We start from the raw sequence: 17,126 nt of genomic DNA on the forward strand, positions 1-17,126 counted from the left end.
ATCCGACCCCCGGGGTGTCAACGATCGGTTGACGATCCCCTCAGCGGCAGAGGAGCACGCCGGTGAAGCGGCCGACCATCGCGGACGTCGCCCGACGCGCGGGGGTGTCCAAGGGCGCCGTGTCGTACGCGTTGAACGGGCAGCCCGGCGTCTCCGAGGTCACCCGGCAACGCATTCTCGCCATCGCCACCGAGATCGGGTTCAGTCCGAGCAGCGCGGCGCGGGCACTGTCCGCCGCCACCGCCGAGGCGGTCGGCCTGGCCCTGTGCCGGCCCGCGCGGACGCTGGGCATCGAGCCGTTCTTCATGGCGCTGATCAGTGGTGTGGAGGCCGAACTGTCGGCCCGCTCGTACGCGCTGACGTTGCAGGTGGTGGCCGATCACGACGCCGAGATCGCCGTCTACCGGCGCTGGTGGGGTGAGCGCCGGGTGGACGGGGTCCTCGTCTGCGACCTGCGCACCGACGATGCGCGCATCCCCGCCCTGGAACAGCTTCGCCTTCCGGCCGTGGTCATCGGCGGGCCGGGCGGCACCGGGGACCTGGCCAGCCTCTGGTCGGACGACGCGGCGGCGCTGACCGAGGCGGTGGAGTACCTCGTCGCGCTCGGGCACCGCCGGATCGCCCGGGTCGGCGGCCTGCCCGACCTGCGGCACACCGAGATCCGTACCGACGCGTTCGACGCGGTGTGCCGGCGTCTCGATTTGGCCGAGGCGGTCACCGTCTTCTCCGACTACACCGGGGAGGAGGGCGGACGCGCCACCCGACGGCTGCTCAGCGCCACTCCCCGGCCGACCGCTGTCATCTACGACAACGACGTGATGGCCATCGCCGGGCTCTCGGTCGCGCAGGAGATGGGCCTGACCGTGCCGGCTGACCTGTCCATCGTGGCCTGGGACGACTCGCCTCTCTGCCGGCTGGTGCACCCGCCGCTGACGGCGCTCGGGCGGGACATCTCGGCGTACGGCGCGCACGCGGCCCGCCACCTGCTGGGCGTCATCGCGGGCGAGCCGGCGACGCGGGTGCGGGACGAGACCCCGCAGTTGACCCCGCGCGGCAGCACCGCACCGCCACGGCACAGGTGAACCGGTTCATCAGTGGTATGCGGAGGGGAACTCCTCGAAGTACGCCTCGACGCGCTCGGCGGTCGCCGGCCGGGACAGCGCGAAGCCCTGCCCGTAACGGCAGCCGGCCCGCTGTGCCCCCTCGACCTGGGTCGCTGACTCCAACTCCTCGGCGACGATCTCCACACCCAACCGCTCGCCGACGTTGACCACCACGTCGATCAGCGGCGGCTGCCCGGCCGGCCGCGCCCCCACCAGCTCCGGACCCACCTTGAGCAGGTCGATCGGCAGCCGGCGCAACTGGGCCAACGAGGCGTGTTCGGCCCGGAAGTCGTCCAACGCGGTGCGTACGCCCAGCGACCGCAGACCCGCCAGCCGGGCCACCACCGTCGACAGGTCGGCGGCGACCCTCGGCTCGGCCACCTCCACCACCAGTCGCTCCGGTGGCACCCCGTACGCGGCCAGGACCGCCGCGGCGCGCTGCACGAAGTCGGGGGTGGTCAACTCCCGGGTGGTCACGTTGACGGCCATCCACAGCTCCCGGGAGCCCGCCACCCAGGCGGCCAGCTGCCGGCAGGCCCGGTCCAGCACCCACCACTCCAACTCGCCGACCAGATCCAGGTCCTCGGCGACCGGCAGCAGCTCAGCCGGGAGCACCGTGCCGAGCACCGGGCTGCGCCAGCGCAGCAGCGCCTCGGCACCCACCGGCTGCCGGTCGGTCAGGTCGAGCACCGGCTGGTAGACCAGGTCCAACTCGCCCCGGGCGACCGCGCCCGGCAGCTCACGCTCCAGGTCGAGCCGGCGGACCAACTGCTCCTCCAGGAACGCGTCGTACCACTCGACCCGGTCCCGGCCCAGCTGCACCGCCCGCCGCCGCGCCAGCTCGGCCTGCCGGAGCACGTCGGCCGGACCAGCGCCACTCACCTCGGCCAGCCCGATGCTCGCCTGCACGCGCAGCACCGACCCGGCCAGCTGGTACGGCACGGTGAGCGTGGCCAGCAGTCGGGTGCCCAACGCGTACGCCACCACGGGCCCTGCGCCGGTGACCACCGCGAAGCCGGCACCCATGCAGCCGGTCACCAGGTCGCCCGGCGCGACGACCGCCCGGGCCCGCAGAACCGCCTCGGCGAGAGCGTCCTCGCGGGCCACCGGGCCCAGCCCTTCGGTGCCGTGCAACTCCACCAGCAACAGCGCACCGGCTGGCGCGGGCACGTCACCGATCGCGGCGAGGGCGGCGAGCAGGGCTGCCCGATCTCCCGGCCCGTCGCCGGTCGCGCCGGATTGACGGTGTGCCGGCGACCAGGCGACACCCGTGTCGGGCCACGTCGCGCCGGCGCCGCTCGCATCGGCGCGCCAGACGCCGTCGGCGCCGGACGAGGTGGTCGCGGGAGCCCAGGACTCCGGCGTCGCGGCCGGCCGGTGCGGTTGCGGCTCCCGGTGGCGGATCGGGTGGTCGGCGGCTCTGCGGTGTGCGGCGTGCCGCTCGGGAGCGCCCGCGCCACCGCGCAGCAGCTCTCGCAGGACCAGCGGTGGCACCGCCGCGAGGGCGACCAGCAGACTCGTCCGGTCCGGAGTACGACCGGAACCCAGGTGCAGGCCCGCCGCGAGCAGCAGCACCGACGCCGGGAGAACCGCCCGCGGCCAGGTCGTGGCGGGGGTACCGGTCGGTGGCGTGACGCTGGACGTCGCCACCGCTGACGTCGCGCCGAGGGCGGTCAGCAGCATCCCGAGGACCAGGGGCGGCACCGCGAGAAGCGGCGCACGACCCGTCGACGCGGACGGCAGGATCGTCAACAACACCAGCCCCACCAGGGTGAGCAGGACGCCTCCCCGGCAGATCGCGTCACCCGAGCGCCGCCGGCGGCCGGTGAAGGCGCTGAGCGCGGCGTTGCCCAGGCCCGCCAGCACCAGCGCCGCGACCAGCCGGGCCGGCGCGGGGAGGGTGGCGGTGGGCAGGAGCAACCAACCGGCGAGGGTCAGACCGACAGTCGGGCCGGCCGCGTCGACCAACCCCCGTAGTCGGGCCGGCGCGGGCGTCCGTGCCGGGAGCCCACGCAGCCCGGCCACGGACAGGACCACGACGATGAGCGAGCCGAGCAGCGCGACCGCGCGATGCCGGGTGTCGACCAGCGGCCACACGGCCGCGACCCAGCCGGCCGCCACCACGGCGGCGTCGAGCAGGATCGCCGACACCCGCCACGAGGAGTCGGCCGGCGGCGGGGCGGCGGGTCGGTGCACGGCCAGCCGGGAGAGTCGGACGCCGGCGAGGGTGGCGCCCGCGCCACCGGCCAACGCGATCACCACCGGGGTCGGGACCACAGCGGCGGCGCCGGCGAGGACGAGCAGCGCCACGGCCGTCGCCACGGCGGCCTCCGGGACCGCCCGGCGGGGGACGAGAAAACGGAACGGGTACGCGAGGAGCACGGCGGTCGCCTTCGTGAGGGGGCACGGGGCGGTGCGGGCGGTGCTGCGGTGCTGAGCGGTGGGACGGCGGAGGTTGCGAGTCCACTGCCCAAAACTGGAGAACGACCGACGACCCAATTTGTTACGCGTCGGTCATCGGCACGAAGCAGTGACCTGTGCCACTGTACGACGTACGGGCCCCGTGGCACCGCCCGCCGCGACCCCTGCCGACCAGGGGTGGGATCATCGCAGGGTGAGTACGCCCGACACGGTCCGCTTCCGTTTCAACCAAGCCATCCTGGCCGCCGCGGTCATCGCGTTCATCGGCGCCCTGCCACTGGCGAACGCCCGGGCGTACCTGCTGCCGGTGTTGCTCGTCCCGCTCGGCGTCGGGGTGTGGGCCTGGCGGGCCGGCACCGACGCCGACTCCCGGGAGCTGCGCCTGCGGGCGCTGTTCGGGCAACGCCGGATCGGCTGGGACCGGGTCGCCGAGTTGGCCACCGACGCGCGCGGGCGGGCCGTCGCCCGACTCGACGACGGCCAGCAGCTCGTCCTGCCGGCGGTACGCGGCACCGACCTGCCCCGACTGGTCTCGGCCACCGGCCAGAATCTGCCGGACGAGGCCGCCGAGACACCCGGCGCGTAAGCCGGGAACGCTCGCCGACCCCGGCGCCGCCCCGACGGCTCAGTAGCCGTCGACCACCGTGTTGACGAGTGGTTCACCGGCGGCGAATCGTCGCACCTGCTCGCCGACCAACCGGTACGCGCGCGGCAGCAGCCCTCGCACCGATCCCGCCACGTGCGGGGTGAGCAGCACGTTCGGCATCGTCCACAGGGGAGATTCGGCAGGTAGCGGCTCCGGATCGGTGACGTCCAGCGCGGCCGAGATCCGGCCGGTGGCCAGTTCGGCGACGAGCGCCTCGGTACGGGCCACCGGGCCCCGGGCCGCGTTGACCAACAGCGCACCGTCGGGCATCGCGGCCAGGAAGTCCTTGTCGATCAGGCCGCGGGTCTGGTCGGTGAGCGGCACCAGCACCACCACCACGTCGGCGTCGGGCAGCAGCTGCGGCAGCTCCTCGACGGCGTGCACCGACTGCTCCGGTCGGGCGGTGCGGGCGACCAGGGTGAAGCTCACCCCGAACGGCGCTAGCCGGTCACGCACCGCCGCGCCGATGGACCCGGCCCCGACGATCAGAACCCGCTTGCCGGTCAGCTCGTCGGTCGGCGCGTTGCCGTCGTACGCCCACTGCCGCTGTGCCTGCGCCCGGGCAAAGGCGGGAAACGCCCGTAGCTGCGCCAGGATCGCGGTGACCACCCACTCGGCCGTGGACGGGTCGTGCACACCCCGGGCATCGCAGAGCGTGACTCCCTCGGGGACACGGCCGACCCAGGCGTCCGCCCCGGCGGAGAGCAGCTGCACCACCGCCAGGTCGGGTAGCTCGCGCAGGAGCGCGGTCGCGTCCGAACCGCTCAGGAACGGCGGCACCCAGAAACGAACGTCGGACACGGGGAAGGCAGACGATCGGCGTGCTCGGCGACCTCCACCGTCACGCCCGGGGGCAGCTCGCCGACGAGGTCCAGGCCGGCCGGGTGCGGAATCCATACCTTCACGTCCGCCGACGATAGCCGCCGGCGAGACGGCCGGCGCGGGCACGGCGGGAACCGGCGCCACGGAGGACCGAACTGGCGCTGGGGTGGGCGCGACGCGACGCACAAGTGTTCGGTTCCGGCCATGAGGAGGTATAACCGAGTGTTGGAGGGCCGGTTGTCCTCCACCCCGGCAGACAGGTGCTCGATGACGGACGGCTCCCCCGCCAGCACGCGACCCTCGAACACCCCACCCGGAGTGCTCGGCGACGCGGCGCGGCTACGTGCCCTCGCCGACACGGGTCTGGACGCCACACCTGACGAGGCGTTCGACCGGTTCGCCCGCCTGGTCAGCGACCTGCTGGAGGTGCCGGTCGCACTGGTCTCGCTGGTCTCCGCCGACCGGCAGTTCTTTCCGGGCGCGGTGGGGCTGCCCGAGCCGTGGTCGCAGAGGCGGCAGACCCCGTTTAGCCACTCGTTCTGCCAGCACGTGGTGGACATCGAGGTGCCGATGGTGCTGCCGGACGCCCGCCTCTACCCCCGTGTACGGGACAATCTCGCCATCGACGACCTCGGCGTCGTCGCGTACGCCGGGATGCCGTTGACCGACCTCTCCGGCCGGGTGCTCGGCTCGTTGTGCGCCATCGACAACAAGCCCCGGGCGTGGACCGCCGGGCAGGTGCGGACGCTGTCCGACCTGGCCGCCGCCTGCTCGTCGGAGCTGCGCCTACGGATCGCGCTGGACGGGGCGCAGGAGGCGCGTCGTCGGGTCGTCCGCGCTCACGAACGACTGGAGCTGCTGGCTGGCGTGAGCGAGACGCTCGCCGGCACGCTGGACGTGGGGACATCCCTGCGCCGACTCGCCGCCGCCATGGTGCCGCTGCTCGCCGACTGGTGCCTGCTCACCCTCGTCGGGCCGACGGGCCAACCCCGCGAGGTCGTCGCGGTGCACCGCGACCAGGCCCGGATGCCGGACATCGACCGCTTCGCCGACCTGCTGCGCACCGGCCTGAGCCAGGAGTCGATCATCCGCACGGTGCTGCGCACGGGCCAGCCCCGGCTCGGTGAGGTGGCGTCACCGGCCGACGTGGCCCGGGGCACCACGGACCCGGAGCTACCGGGGATCGCCGATCGGCTGGGCATCGCCTCGTACCTCAGCGTGCCGGTGCGGGCCGTCGGAGGCACCGTGCTGGGCGCGATCACCCTGGTCAACGGTCCCGGTCGGCAGCAGTTCGACGACCGCGACCTGCTCACCGCCGTGGACATCGGCCGCCGGGCGGGGCAGGCCATCGGCAACAGCTCGATGTACGGGGAGCAGCGGCACGTCGCCGAGGTCCTGCAACACAGCATGCTGCCGCGGCTGCCGATCGTGACGGAGCTGGAACTGGCGGCCCGCTACCAGCCGGCGGCCGACCGGGTCGAGGTCGGCGGCGACTGGTACGACGCCTTCGTGCAGCCCGACGGCGACGTGATCGTGGCGATCGGGGACGTGGCCGGGCACGACATCGAGGCCGCCGCGACCATGGGTCAGCTCCGCAACTTGGTGCGCGGCAACGCGTTCGGCCGGCCGGACCAGGTCGGGGCGTTGATGAGCCACCTGGACGGCGCGATCCGCGGCCTGCGGCTGCCCATCGCTGCCACCGCCACACTGGTACGGATCAACCCGGCGCGCTTCGGAGTCCACGAGGTGACGTGGTGCAACGCCGGCCACCCGCCGGCCCTGGTGGTCCGCGCCGACGGCTCGGTGGACGTGCTCGAAGCGACGCCGGAACCGCTGCTCGGCCTGGCCCGGCCCACCCCGCGGACCAGCCACTCGACGAGCCTCGCTCCCAGAGACACCCTGCTGCTCTACACCGACGGGCTGATCGAACGCCGGGACCGGTCCATCGACGACGGCCTCGCCGAGCTGGTGGGTCGGTTGACCCGCACCGAGACGGTGCCCCTGGACGAGCTCTGCGACCTGCTGCTCGCCTCGATCCACCACCGTGAGGACGACACGGCGCTGCTGGCGGTCCGGGCCCGCTGAGAGCGGAGCACCCCGGCAGGGCCATCCGTCGGGCTACGCTGGGCCCGGTGAGAGCCCGTCCCCCGTACCCTCGCATCCACCGCCTGCGGGCGGTCCTCGCGGTGTCCTGCGCGGTGCTGCTGCTCGCCTCCGGTTGCAGTTTCGGCGAGCCGGAACCCGACCCGGCGGGCGAGCCGCCCAACCTGCCGACGCCGTCGGCGTCGGCGAACCCCGGCGGTGCAGGCCAGCAGGCGGTGACGACCGTGCTGGCCAAGGGGCTGCGGGTGCCGTGGGCCATCGCGTTCCTGCCCGACGGCGGCGCGCTGGTCACCGAACGGGACAGCGGCCGGATTCTCCAGGTGGGCCCCGAGTCCGGCCCGGACGGGCTGCGCGTCCGGGCGGTGCAGACGATCAGCGACGTGGCGGCGGCGGGCGAGGGCGGCCTGCTCGGCGTCGCCGTCTCCCCCGGCTACGCCCAGGACCGGACGGTCTTCGTCTACTACACGGCCGAGCAGGACAACCGGGTCGCCCGCCTGCAACTCGGCGGGCAGCCCACCCCGATCCTCACCGGCATCCCGAAGGCGAACGTGCACAACGGCGGCGGGTTGGGCTTCGGGCCGGACGGTCAGCTCTACGTCAGCACGGGTGACGCGGGCGAGCGGCCCAACGCGCAGGACACGAAAAGTCTCGGCGGCAAGATCCTGCGGATCACCACCGATGGCAAACCCGCGCCGGGCAACCCGTTCCCCGGCTCGCCCGTGTGGTCGTTCGGCCACCGCAACGTTCAGGGCTTCGCCTGGGACGCGGCCAAGCGCATGTACGCCGTCGAGTTCGGCCAGAACACCTGGGACGAGATCAACCAGATCACCAAGGGCGGCAACTACGGCTGGCCGGAGGTCGAGGGGCGGACCGGCGACAAGCGCTACACCGACCCGATCACACAGTGGGCGACGTCCGACGCGTCCTGCTCCGGCCTGGCCGCGACGGACCGGCTGCTGGTCACCGGCTGCCTGCGTGGCAAGCGGCTCTGGGTGATGGAGCTGACCGACACCGGGACGCTGCTCGGGCAGCCCAGCGAGCTGCTGACCAACCGGTACGGGCGGTTGCGCGCCGTGGCCGCCGCACCCGACGGCTCACTGTGGGTGAGCACCTCCAACCACGACGGGCGGGGTGACCCGGCGGCCGACGACGATCGCCTTCTGCGGGTGGTCTTCGCCGGTGGCGACGGCGGTCGCAGCTGAGCTGCGTCACCTTCCGCCCAGGTTTGCCAAGATCCCTTCACGGGCAGGTCAGAATCTCAGCATGGACGGGCAACGCGACGAGCGGCACGACGACGCCGAGGACCGGGACGACCCGGTGACCGGCGGCGAACCGTCGCGCCCAGCGGCCCGTCGGATCGGCCGCCCGGGCGGGCCGGTACGGCGCACCGGCGTGGTCCTCGCCGTGCTGGCGGTGGCCCTGGCCGGGGCGGTGCTCGGAGTGCTGGCCGGCGGTCGGGTGAACACCGACGTCGGGCCGTTCCGGGCCAACCTCACCCTCTCCCCGGCCAGCGACGGCGGGACGACAATCGACGTACCGCCGCTCGGCGCGCTGCTGATCGACAGCCACAGCGGGCCGACGCACCTCACCGTACGACTTGGCGCGCTGGACCAGGGCCGCACCGAAGCGCTGCTCGACGATCCGGCGAGTATCAGTCGGGCCAGCCAGAGCGCCGTGGAGGACGTCCGCTCCGGGGTGATGCGGCTCGGACTGCGTACCCTCGCCTCGGCGGTGCTGGTCACCCTGATCCTGGCCGCGTTGATCTTCCGGAACGTGCGGCGTACGGCGTGGGCGGGCGGTTTGGCGCTGCTGGTCACCGCCGGAAGCCTTGGCACTGCCGCCGCGACCCTGCGCCCTCAGGCGATCGAAGAACCGCGCTACGAGGGTCTGCTCGTCAACGCGCCGGCGATCGTCGGTGACGCCCGCCGCATCGCCAACGACTACACCAAGTACGCCGAACAGCTGCAACGCATCGTCGGCAACGTCAGCCAGCTCTACACGACGGTGTCGGCGTTGCCGGTGTTGGAACCGGCGCCGGGCACCACGCGCGTCCTGCACGTCTCCGACATGCACCTCAACCCGACAGGCTGGCAACTGATCCGCACGGTGGTGGAGCAGTTCGGCATCGACGTGGTCATCGACACCGGCGACATCACCGACTGGGGCAGTGAGCCCGAGGCGTCGTTCGTCGGCTCGATCAGCCTGCTCAAGAAGCCGTACGTGTTCATCCGGGGCAACCACGACTCGGGTAAGACCGGCGCCGCGGTGGCGCGCCAGCCGAACGCGATCGTGCTCAACAACTCGACGACCACGGTCGCCGGGCTGACCATCGCCGGCATCGGCGACCCGCGCTTCACTCCGGACAAGAACACCTCACCGGCCGGCAGCGGGCTGACCCGGGAGGTTGCCGACCAGGTGATCGGGGCCGGCAACCAGCTCGCCGCGACGGTCCGCAGCTCGCCACGGCCGGTCAACATCGCCCTCGTGCACGACCCGGCGTCGGCCGGGCCACTCGCCGGCACGTGCCCGCTGGTGCTGGCCGGGCACACGCACGCCCGGCAGGTCTCCAAGCTGCCGCAGGCACCCGGCCAGCAGTCCACCGCCCTGTTCGTGGAGGGCTCCACCGGCGGGGCCGGGCTGCGCGGTCTGGAGGGTGAGAAGCCGACCCCGCTGTCGATGACAGTGCTCTACTTCGACCAGCAGAAGATGCTCCAGGCGTACGACGACATCACCGTCGGCGGCACCGGCCAGGCCCAGGTCAACCTCGAACGCCACATCGTGCAGGACCCGAACGCCGGTACGCGCGCCTCGCTCACCCCGGCCCCGACCCGCTGAGCGCGGGTCGGGGCAGCGTCTGCCCTGAGGTGGCTGCGTTTTAGCAGTCCATGACTACGATGGCGAGTTCCTGCAGTTCCGTGCGTTTTTCGGAACGTTCGGTGTGTACGGCGAGTTTTGCTATGGCGTTGACCCAGTCGATTTTTTGATCGTTGCGTAGCTGGCGGGAGTGTTCGTGGACGTAGGCCTTCGCGGTGTCTATTCCCTTGTCGAGGAGAAGGTCGACCGCGTGTAGGGCAATGCCGGCGCCGGCGGCGGGATAGCCGGATTGTTCGATGAGGTCGACACGCAGTTCGGTGGCGGGGTCGATGGAGCGGGCGTGGTCGGTGATGAGGTGGAAATTGCGGGTGGCGGGGTCGAGCTCTCTCTGGTAGTCCAGGACGATGGGAGCGGCATCGGGTGTGCCGAGGTCGCCCAAGAGGGGTTTGAAGCGGGTGAACCAGGAGTCCCCCTGGACGAGCTCCACGATTTTGTCGAGGTCTGTGCGGGCCGATGAGTCGGTGAGCTCTTCGCGGTGGGTGTGCAGGATGGTGAGGGTGGTGTCGCGGTCGGGTGCGAGGAGGAGGTGGCGCAGGGCCGGGGCCACGGTGGTGGTGTAAGGCCTTGTCTGACGCGCGGCGTGGCTGAGGCCTGCCGCGGTGAGGGTGGCGCCCAGGGCGAGGTCGGTGCCGAGCCTCGCCGTCCACGTCTGGCCGAGCGAGACCTCGCCGGGTGAGCGCTTCGGGATGACCGGGTGAACGATGCTGACGTTGAAAGCTTCGGACAGTTCGGTGAGTGTGCCCTCGATGTTCGCGGGGGTGACTACGACGCGGGGCCGTTGCCCCAGGGCCAGGTGTAGTGCCAGGCATCGCACCTCTGCCAGGACATGGTCGTTGGGCGCGCGACCCGGGCGGGCGCCCAGGAAGATTACCTCTCCACCGAAGCCGGTCACCGCGGCGAGCACCTCCGCCCTCATCGCCACCGATGCTCGCTCGCCGAGCCAGTAGACCCGCCCCGACGCATCCACCTCGACACCACGCCCGGGCGGCACCACTTGTGGCCGGGGTGGGTTGGTGAGGATCGGGTTCGGCGTACCCCAGTGTGGTGAACACGGCGAACGGGCTGGCACACACCGCGCCAGCCCGTTCACACCGCGATTGGTCAGCCCTGGACGCCCAGGCGCTCCAGGATGAGCGTACGGACGGCTGCGGCGTCGGCCTGACCACGGGTCGACTTCATCACCGCGCCGACCAGCGCGCCGGCCGCCGCGACCTTGCCGCTGCGGATCTTGTCGGCGATGCCCGGGTTGGCGGCGATGGCCTCGTCCACCGCGGTGGTGAGCGCACCGGTGTCCGAGACGACCTCCAGGCCCCGGCTGGTCATGATCTCGGTGGGTGAGCCCTCACCGTCGACCACGCCCTCCAGCACCGCACGGGCCAGCTTGTCGTTGAGCTTGCCGGCGTCGACCAGGCCCTGCAACTCGGCGACCTGCGCCGGAGTGGCACCGATGTCGGCCAGCTCCACGCCGGTCTCGTTGGCCCGGCGGGACAACTCGCCCAGCCACCATTTGCGGGCCGCGGCCGGGGTGGTGCCGGCTGCCACGGTGGCCTCGATCAACTCGACCGCTCCGGCGTTGAGCACCGACTGCATGTCCAGGTCGGACAGGCCCCACTGCTGCTGGAGCCGACGCCGGTGCACCCGGGGCAGCTCCGGCAGGGCGGCCTTCAGCTCGGCGACCCAGGCTGGGTCCGGGGCGACCGGGACCAGGTCCGGCTCCGGGAAGTACCGGTAGTCGGTGGCCGTCTCCTTCGAGCGGCCCGACGTGGTGTCGCCGCTGTCCTCGTGGAAGTGCCGGGTCTCCTGGGTGATCCGGCCGCCCGCGTCGAGCACCGCCGCCTGCCGCAGCATCTCCGAGCGGACCGCCCGCTCCACCGACCGCAGCGAGTTGACGTTCTTGGTCTCGGTACGCGTGCCCCACTCCTGCCCCGGCAGGTTGAGTGAGGTGTTCACGTCGCAGCGCAGCGAACCCTCCTCCATCCGCACGTCCGAGACGCCGAGGGTACGGATCACGTCACGCAGCTCCGCGACGTACGCCCGGGCCACGTCCGGGGCGAGCGCCCCGGTGCCCACGACCGGCTTGGTGACGATCTCGACCAGCGGGATACCGGCCCGGTTGTAGTCAACGAGCGACTCCGTCGCGCCGTGGATCCGCCCGGTGGCACCGCCGACGTGCAGAGTCTTGCCGGTGTCCTCCTCCAGGTGCACCCGCTCGATCTCGATCCGCACCGTCTCGCCGTTGACCTCGACGTCCAGGTAGCCGTCGACGCAGATCGGCTCGTCGTACTGGCTGATCTGGAAGTTCTTCGGCATGTCCGGGTAGAAGTAGTTCTTCCGGGCGAACCGGCACCACTCGGCGATCGAGCAGTTCAACGCCAGGCCGATCCGGATGATCGCCTCGATGGCGGCCTTGTTGGCCACCGGCAGCGAACCGGGCAGGCCCAGGCACACCGGGCAGACCCGGGTGTTCGGCTCGCCACCGAAGTCGGTCGGGCAGCCGCACCACATCTTGGTGTTCGTGCCCAGCTCGACGTGGGTCTCCAGGCCGATCACCGGTTCGTAGCGCGCGACGACCTCGTCGTACGCGGGCAGCGTCGTCGTCATCTGGGCTCCTGCCTCACAGTGCCGGTGGGGTGAACGTGCCGACCGCGGACTCCAACGCGGCAGCGACCCGGTACATCCGGTCGTCGGCCATCGTCGGGGCCATCACCTGCAGGCCCACGGGCAGCCCCTCGGAGAGACCGCAGGGCACCGAGATGCCCGGCCCGCCGTACAGGTTGGTCGGAATGGTGAACAGGTCGGCCAGGTACATCTGGTACGGGTCGGCGGTGCGGGCGCCGATCGGGAAGGCCGTGAACGGGGTGGTCGGCGAGATCAGCGCGTCGACCCGCTCGAACGCGGCCGTGAAGTCCCGCGTGATGAGCGTACGGACCTTCTGCGCCTGACCGTAGTACGCGTCGTAGTACCCCGACGACAACGCGTACGTGCCGAGCATGATGCGGCGCTTGACCTCGGGGCCGAAACCGGCCTCGCGGGTCAGCGACATGACCTCCTCCAGCGACCGGTTGCCGTCGTCGCCGCTCCGCAGGCCGAACCGGACGCCGTCGAACCGGGCCAGGTTGGAGGAGCACTCGCTCGGGGCGATCAGGTAGTACGCCGGCAGCGCGTACGCGAACGTCGGGCAGGACACCTCGACGACCTCGGCGCCCATCTTGGTCAGCGCGTCGACCGACTCGCGGAACGCCGTCATCACGCCCGCCTCGGCGCCCTCGCCGACGAACTCGCTGACGATGCCGAGTCGTACGCCGGTCAGGTCGCCGGTCGCGCCCAGCTTCGCCGCCGCCACCACGTCCGGTACGGGCTGCGGGATCGACGTCGAGTCACGCGGGTCGTGCCCGCCGATCACCTGGTGCAGCAGGGCCGCGTCGAGCACGTTGCGGGCACACGGGCCGGGGGTGTCCAGCGACGAGGAGAACGCCACCAGGCCGTACCGGGAGGTGCCGCCGTAGGTGGGCTTCGCCCCCACGGTGCCGGTGACCGCGCCGGGCTGCCGGATCGAGCCACCGGTGTCCGAGCCGATCGCCAGCGGCGCCTCGTACGCGGCCAGCGCGGCGGCGCTGCCACCACCCGAGCCACCGGGGATGCGGCTCAGGTCCCACGGGTTGTGCGTCGGGCCGTACGCCGAGTACTCGGTGGAGGAGCCCATCGCGAACTCGTCCATGTTCGTCTTGCCCAGCATGACGGTGCCGGCGGCACGCAGCCGCTGCACGATCGTCGCGTCGTACGGCGGCCGCCAGCCTTCGAGGATCTTCGAGCCGACGGTGGTCGGCACGCCACGCGTGGCGAGTACGTCCTTCACCGCGACCGGCACACCCGCGAGGGCGCCCAGCTCCTCGCCGGCGGCCCGGCGCTCGTCCACCTCGCGGGCCGCGGCGAGCGCGCCGTCGGTGTCCACGTGCAGGAAGGCGTGCACCCGGTCGTCGACCGCGGCGATCCGGTCCAGGTGCGCCTGGGTCACCTCGACGGCGGAGGTCTCCCCGCCGGCGACCAGGGCGGCGATCTCCGTCGCGGTCATTCTGGTCAAATCGCTCATGCCGTCACTCCGCTTCGCTCCGTGCCGCCCCGAGGCACCAGGTCCGTCCGCTCGCGCCCGCTCACGACGCCACGTCCTCGCTGAGGATCCGCGGTACGCGGAACCGCTGGTCCTCGGCGTCCGGCGCGCCCGACAGCGCCTCCTGCGGGGTCAGGCACGGCGTGACGACGTCCTCGCGGAAGACGTTGGTCAGCGGCACCGAGTGCGAGGTCGGCGGGATGTCCGCGGCGGCGACCTCGCCGACCTGGGCGACCGCCTGGAGGATCACGTCGAGCTGGCCGGCGAAGGTGTCCAGCTCCTCCTCGGTGACGGCGAGCCGCGACAGGCGCGCCAGGTGCGCGACCTCCTCGCGGGAGATGGCGGCCATCCGTGCCCCCTTCTGATGTCCTGCTGGTCGGGCGGTGTGCCGGCCGCGCGGCAGGTGCAGCGTGACGCGCGGTGACCGGAGCGAGTCTATTGTTCCGCCTGCCGCGCCGGCTGCTCGGGTGGGTCAGCGGGTCAGTCTGCGGGCGGCGTCCGGCTCCGGACCTCCGCTGGGGCGGACCGGCCGGTAGCGGGCCAGCCAGGTGACCAGCTCCTCGGCGGGCATCGGGCGGGCGTAGAACCACCCCTGGGCCGCGTCGCAGCCGGCCGCGTACAACATCCGCCAGGTCCGCTCGTCCTCGACGCCCTCGGCGACCACCCGCAGGCCCAGCGCGCCCGCCAGCTCGATCGTCGAGCGGACGATGGCCGCGTCGTCGGCGTCCTCGGCCATGCCCAGCACGAACGACCGGTCCACCTTCACCTCGGACAGCGGCAGCCGGCGCAGGTGTTGCAGCGACGAGTACCCGGTGCCGAAGTCGTCCAGCGCGATGGCCACCCCGATCTGGTGCAACCGGGAGATGGTGGCCAGCACCCGGCGCGGATCGGCCATCAACGCGCCCTCGGTGATCTCCAGTTGCAGCCGCTCGGCCGGCACCCCGTAGCGGGCCAGCCGGTCGGCGATCTGGTCGGCGATCTCGCCGGTGTGCAGGTCGCGCACACTGACGTTGAGCGCCGCGCGCAGCCCGATGCCGGCCGCCGACCACTTGGCGAGCTGCTCCACCACGTCGTCCACGACCCGCCGGGTGAGCAGCCGCATCACCGCGCTCTGCTCGGCGACCCGGATCAGCTCCTCCGGGTCGACCATGCCCCGACGCGGGTGCCGCCAGCGCAGCAGGGCCTCGACACCGACCACCTCGCCGGTCGCGATGGCGATCTGCGGCTGGTAGTACATGGTGATCTCACCGGCGTCGTCGACCGGCTCGCCGCCGTCGCGTACCCACCCGGTCGCCTCGATCACCCGCTCCCCCGCAACGGGCCCGCCGTCGCGCCCCGGACGGTGGTCGCCCGCCGGTGGCAGCGCGCCGCCGTTCGGCGAGCGACGCCCGTGACCGCCGGAACGCCGGTCCCGGCTCGGGCCCGGCCGGGTACCCGGAATCGTCGCGCGACTGTTGCGGCCCCGGATCGGGTCGGCACCGGTGGCGATCCGGTTGATCAGCTCATCGGCGTGCGCCAACTCGCCGTCGACGCGCCGACGGCGGGCCCACCACCGCCCGCCGGCCGGCGGCGTCGCGGCGATCACCGGCGCCGCACCGGCCGGCAGCGCCGCGCCGTCACCGCCGCGCACCTCGGCCTCCACCGCAAGGGGTACGTCTGCCGTCCGCTCCTCGTCGGTGTGGCTTGCCTCGTCGGCGGACGAGCCGGACTCGAGCACCCGGCGGAGGTCGGCGAGGAGCCCGAGACGCTCGGCCGAGTTGTGGTCGGACTCCGGCGCGTACACGGCGACCGTGTCGTTGCGGTGCTTGGCGTCGTACATCGCCACGTCGGCGTGCCGCATCAGGGTGGCGAAGTCCTCGCCGTGCTCGGGGAAGAGGGCGATCCCGATGGAACCACCGACGTCGAGCGGCAGTCCGTCCAACGGCACCGGCTCGGCCAACGCCCCGACCACACGATCGGCCAACTCGCGCGCCTGGCCGACATCGGTCAGCCCGGTCATCACGATGGCGAACTCGTCTCCACCCAGACGGGCGATCATCTGCGGCTGGGGCTCCACGTCGGTGAGCCGGGCGCTGACCTCGACCAGCAGCCGGTCACCGACGGCGTGCCCGAGCGCGTCGTTGACGTTCTTGAAGCGGTCCAGGTCGATGAGCAGCAGCGCCAGATGCCCGCCGGGCTCGCCGCGGGCGGTCCGCTCGGCGTGCAGGTGCACCTGCTCGGCCACCTCGGTCAGCAGCGCCTTGCGGTTGGGCAAGCCGGTCAGCGGATCGGCGTCGGCCAGATGCTGCTGCTCCACGGTCAGCCGGGCCATCCGGTACACGGCGAAGAGCGGCACCAGCACCAGCGGGATCAACGCCGCGCTGAGACGGGCGGCGGCGACCAGCACCGGGGCGAGCAGCAGCAGCGAGCCGGTGGAGAGCAGTTCGAAACCGACGCCCTGGCGGACGGTGGGCCACCAGCGGTCGCCGAAGCGCAGCCGCACCGCCCAGCTCACCAGGCCGTAGTTCACGACGAACCAGGCCAGCGTCGCGCCCCCGACGGCAGCCACGTCGGTCCAGTGCAGGTGTCCCCCGGAGAAGATGGTGCCCGGCCCGAGCTGGACGACGCCGTACGCGGCGGCGAGCGCGCAGGCGTACTGGCCGACGTTGAACGCGGTCCGCCACGCGGCGTTGCCCATCCGCCAACCGGAGACGATCACCCCGACGGCCTGCACCACCACCGCCGGGCCGAGCCCCCAACCGAGCAGGATCGCGAAGGTGAAGCAGGTGGACGGGAAGACCGCCGAGGTCTGCCGTCGCCCGGGTGGGACGAACGGGCGCGCGTCGCAGACCACCGCGAGCGCGGCCATCGTCCAGAACGCCACCGGCAGGCGGGACACCTCGTCGGGAAGCGTCGTGAGTGGACCGGCGGCGGTCAGCGCCGCCACCACGAGGATGCCGACGACGAAGGTGGCGAACGGCGCAGCCCGCCCAGGTGGGAGGGAGTTGCGCGGGTCGGCGACCTCCATCACACCTCCCGAGGAACGGTCGACGTGTCGGTGGGCACGTCG

The 17,126-nt window shown here is 72.6% G+C and carries 11 protein-coding genes and 1 pseudogene; 5 read left to right on the top strand and 7 right to left on the bottom strand.

The window, feature by feature from the left end:
• Positions 1–62: 62 nt before the first annotated feature.
• The gene (locus ACGFH9_RS16415; RefSeq protein ID WP_393219632.1) at positions 63–1,082 is read left to right on the top strand and encodes a LacI family DNA-binding transcriptional regulator; all 1,020 of its coding nucleotides are present in this window, start codon (positions 63–65) and stop codon (positions 1,080–1,082) included.
• Between the two features lie 9 nt (positions 1,083–1,091).
• Here the strand turns inward: ACGFH9_RS16415 and ACGFH9_RS16420 are convergent, their stop codons facing one another.
• On the bottom strand, positions 1,092–3,485 hold the full coding sequence (locus ACGFH9_RS16420; protein ID WP_393219635.1) for an EAL domain-containing protein: 2,394 nt from the start codon (positions 3,483–3,485) through the stop codon (positions 1,092–1,094).
• Positions 3,486–3,717: 232 nt separating this feature from the next.
• Between ACGFH9_RS16420 and ACGFH9_RS16425 the strand changes: the two genes are divergently transcribed.
• Entirely contained in the window at positions 3,718–4,110 is a 393-nt protein-coding gene (locus ACGFH9_RS16425) for a PH domain-containing protein (protein WP_393219637.1), read from the top strand.
• Between the two features lie 39 nt (positions 4,111–4,149).
• Here ACGFH9_RS16425 and ACGFH9_RS16430 read toward each other — a convergent pair.
• Positions 4,150–5,075 (bottom strand): annotated as a pseudogene (locus ACGFH9_RS16430) (2-hydroxyacid dehydrogenase).
• 184 nt (positions 5,076–5,259) lie between these two features.
• Here ACGFH9_RS16430 and ACGFH9_RS16435 point away from each other — a divergent pair.
• The 3 genes from ACGFH9_RS16435 (at position 5,260) to ACGFH9_RS16445 (ending at position 9,930) form a co-directional block, all read left to right on the top strand.
• The gene (locus tag ACGFH9_RS16435; protein ID WP_393219639.1) at positions 5,260–7,077 is read left to right on the top strand and encodes a SpoIIE family protein phosphatase; all 1,818 of its coding nucleotides are present in this window, start codon (positions 5,260–5,262) and stop codon (positions 7,075–7,077) included.
• A gap of 47 nt (positions 7,078–7,124) precedes the next feature.
• Entirely contained in the window at positions 7,125–8,297 is a 1,173-nt protein-coding gene (locus ACGFH9_RS16440) for a PQQ-dependent sugar dehydrogenase (RefSeq protein ID WP_393219642.1), read from the top strand.
• 61 nt (positions 8,298–8,358) lie between these two features.
• A complete protein-coding gene (locus ACGFH9_RS16445; protein ID WP_393219644.1) occupies positions 8,359–9,930 on the top strand; it encodes a metallophosphoesterase in 1,572 nt (523 codons plus the stop codon).
• Between the two features lie 40 nt (positions 9,931–9,970).
• Here ACGFH9_RS16445 and ACGFH9_RS16450 read toward each other — a convergent pair whose 3' ends face one another.
• The 5 genes from ACGFH9_RS16450 to ACGFH9_RS16470 all read right to left on the bottom strand — a co-directional run bounded on the left by ACGFH9_RS16450 (position 9,971) and on the right by ACGFH9_RS16470 (position 17,084).
• Entirely contained in the window at positions 9,971–10,936 is a 966-nt protein-coding gene (locus ACGFH9_RS16450; protein WP_393219647.1) for a hypothetical protein, read from the bottom strand.
• A gap of 134 nt (positions 10,937–11,070) precedes the next feature.
• Positions 11,071–12,570, bottom strand: coding sequence for an Asp-tRNA(Asn)/Glu-tRNA(Gln) amidotransferase subunit GatB (gene gatB, locus ACGFH9_RS16455; protein ID WP_393219650.1), 1,500 nt, complete (start codon positions 12,568–12,570; stop codon positions 11,071–11,073).
• Positions 12,571–12,583: 13 nt separating this feature from the next.
• Positions 12,584–14,059, bottom strand: a complete 1,476-nt coding sequence (gene gatA, locus ACGFH9_RS16460) for an Asp-tRNA(Asn)/Glu-tRNA(Gln) amidotransferase subunit GatA (protein WP_393219653.1) — start codon at positions 14,057–14,059, stop codon at positions 12,584–12,586.
• A 61-nt stretch (positions 14,060–14,120) separates the two neighbouring features.
• Entirely contained in the window at positions 14,121–14,426 is a 306-nt protein-coding gene (gene gatC / locus ACGFH9_RS16465; protein ID WP_088991147.1) for an Asp-tRNA(Asn)/Glu-tRNA(Gln) amidotransferase subunit GatC, read from the bottom strand.
• 123 nt (positions 14,427–14,549) lie between these two features.
• The gene (locus tag ACGFH9_RS16470; RefSeq protein WP_393219656.1) at positions 14,550–17,084 is read right to left on the bottom strand and encodes a putative bifunctional diguanylate cyclase/phosphodiesterase; all 2,535 of its coding nucleotides are present in this window, start codon (positions 17,082–17,084) and stop codon (positions 14,550–14,552) included.
• Between the last annotated feature and the right edge of the window lie 42 nt (positions 17,085–17,126).

The organism is Micromonospora sp. NPDC049102 (assembly GCF_043197485.1).
Taxonomy (GTDB): domain Bacteria; phylum Actinomycetota; class Actinomycetes; order Mycobacteriales; family Micromonosporaceae; genus Micromonospora.

What these genes read in the sequence shown, in the direction of transcription:
- ACGFH9_RS16435 (WP_393219639.1), top strand. Translation starts at nt 5,260, where the DNA reads ATGACGGACGGCTCCCCCGCCAGCACGCGACCCTCGAACACCCCACCC.
- ACGFH9_RS16445 (WP_393219644.1), top strand. Translation starts at nt 8,359, where the DNA reads ATGGACGGGCAACGCGACGAGCGGCACGACGACGCCGAGGACCGGGAC.
- gatB (WP_393219650.1), bottom strand. Translation starts at nt 12,570, where the DNA reads ATGACGACGACGCTGCCCGCGTACGACGAGGTCGTCGCGCGCTACGAA.
- gatA (WP_393219653.1), bottom strand. Translation starts at nt 14,059, where the DNA reads ATGAGCGATTTGACCAGAATGACCGCGACGGAGATCGCCGCCCTGGTC.
- gatC (WP_088991147.1), bottom strand. Translation starts at nt 14,426, where the DNA reads ATGGCCGCCATCTCCCGCGAGGAGGTCGCGCACCTGGCGCGCCTGTCG.
- ACGFH9_RS16470 (WP_393219656.1), bottom strand. Translation starts at nt 17,084, where the DNA reads ATGGAGGTCGCCGACCCGCGCAACTCCCTCCCACCTGGGCGGGCTGCG.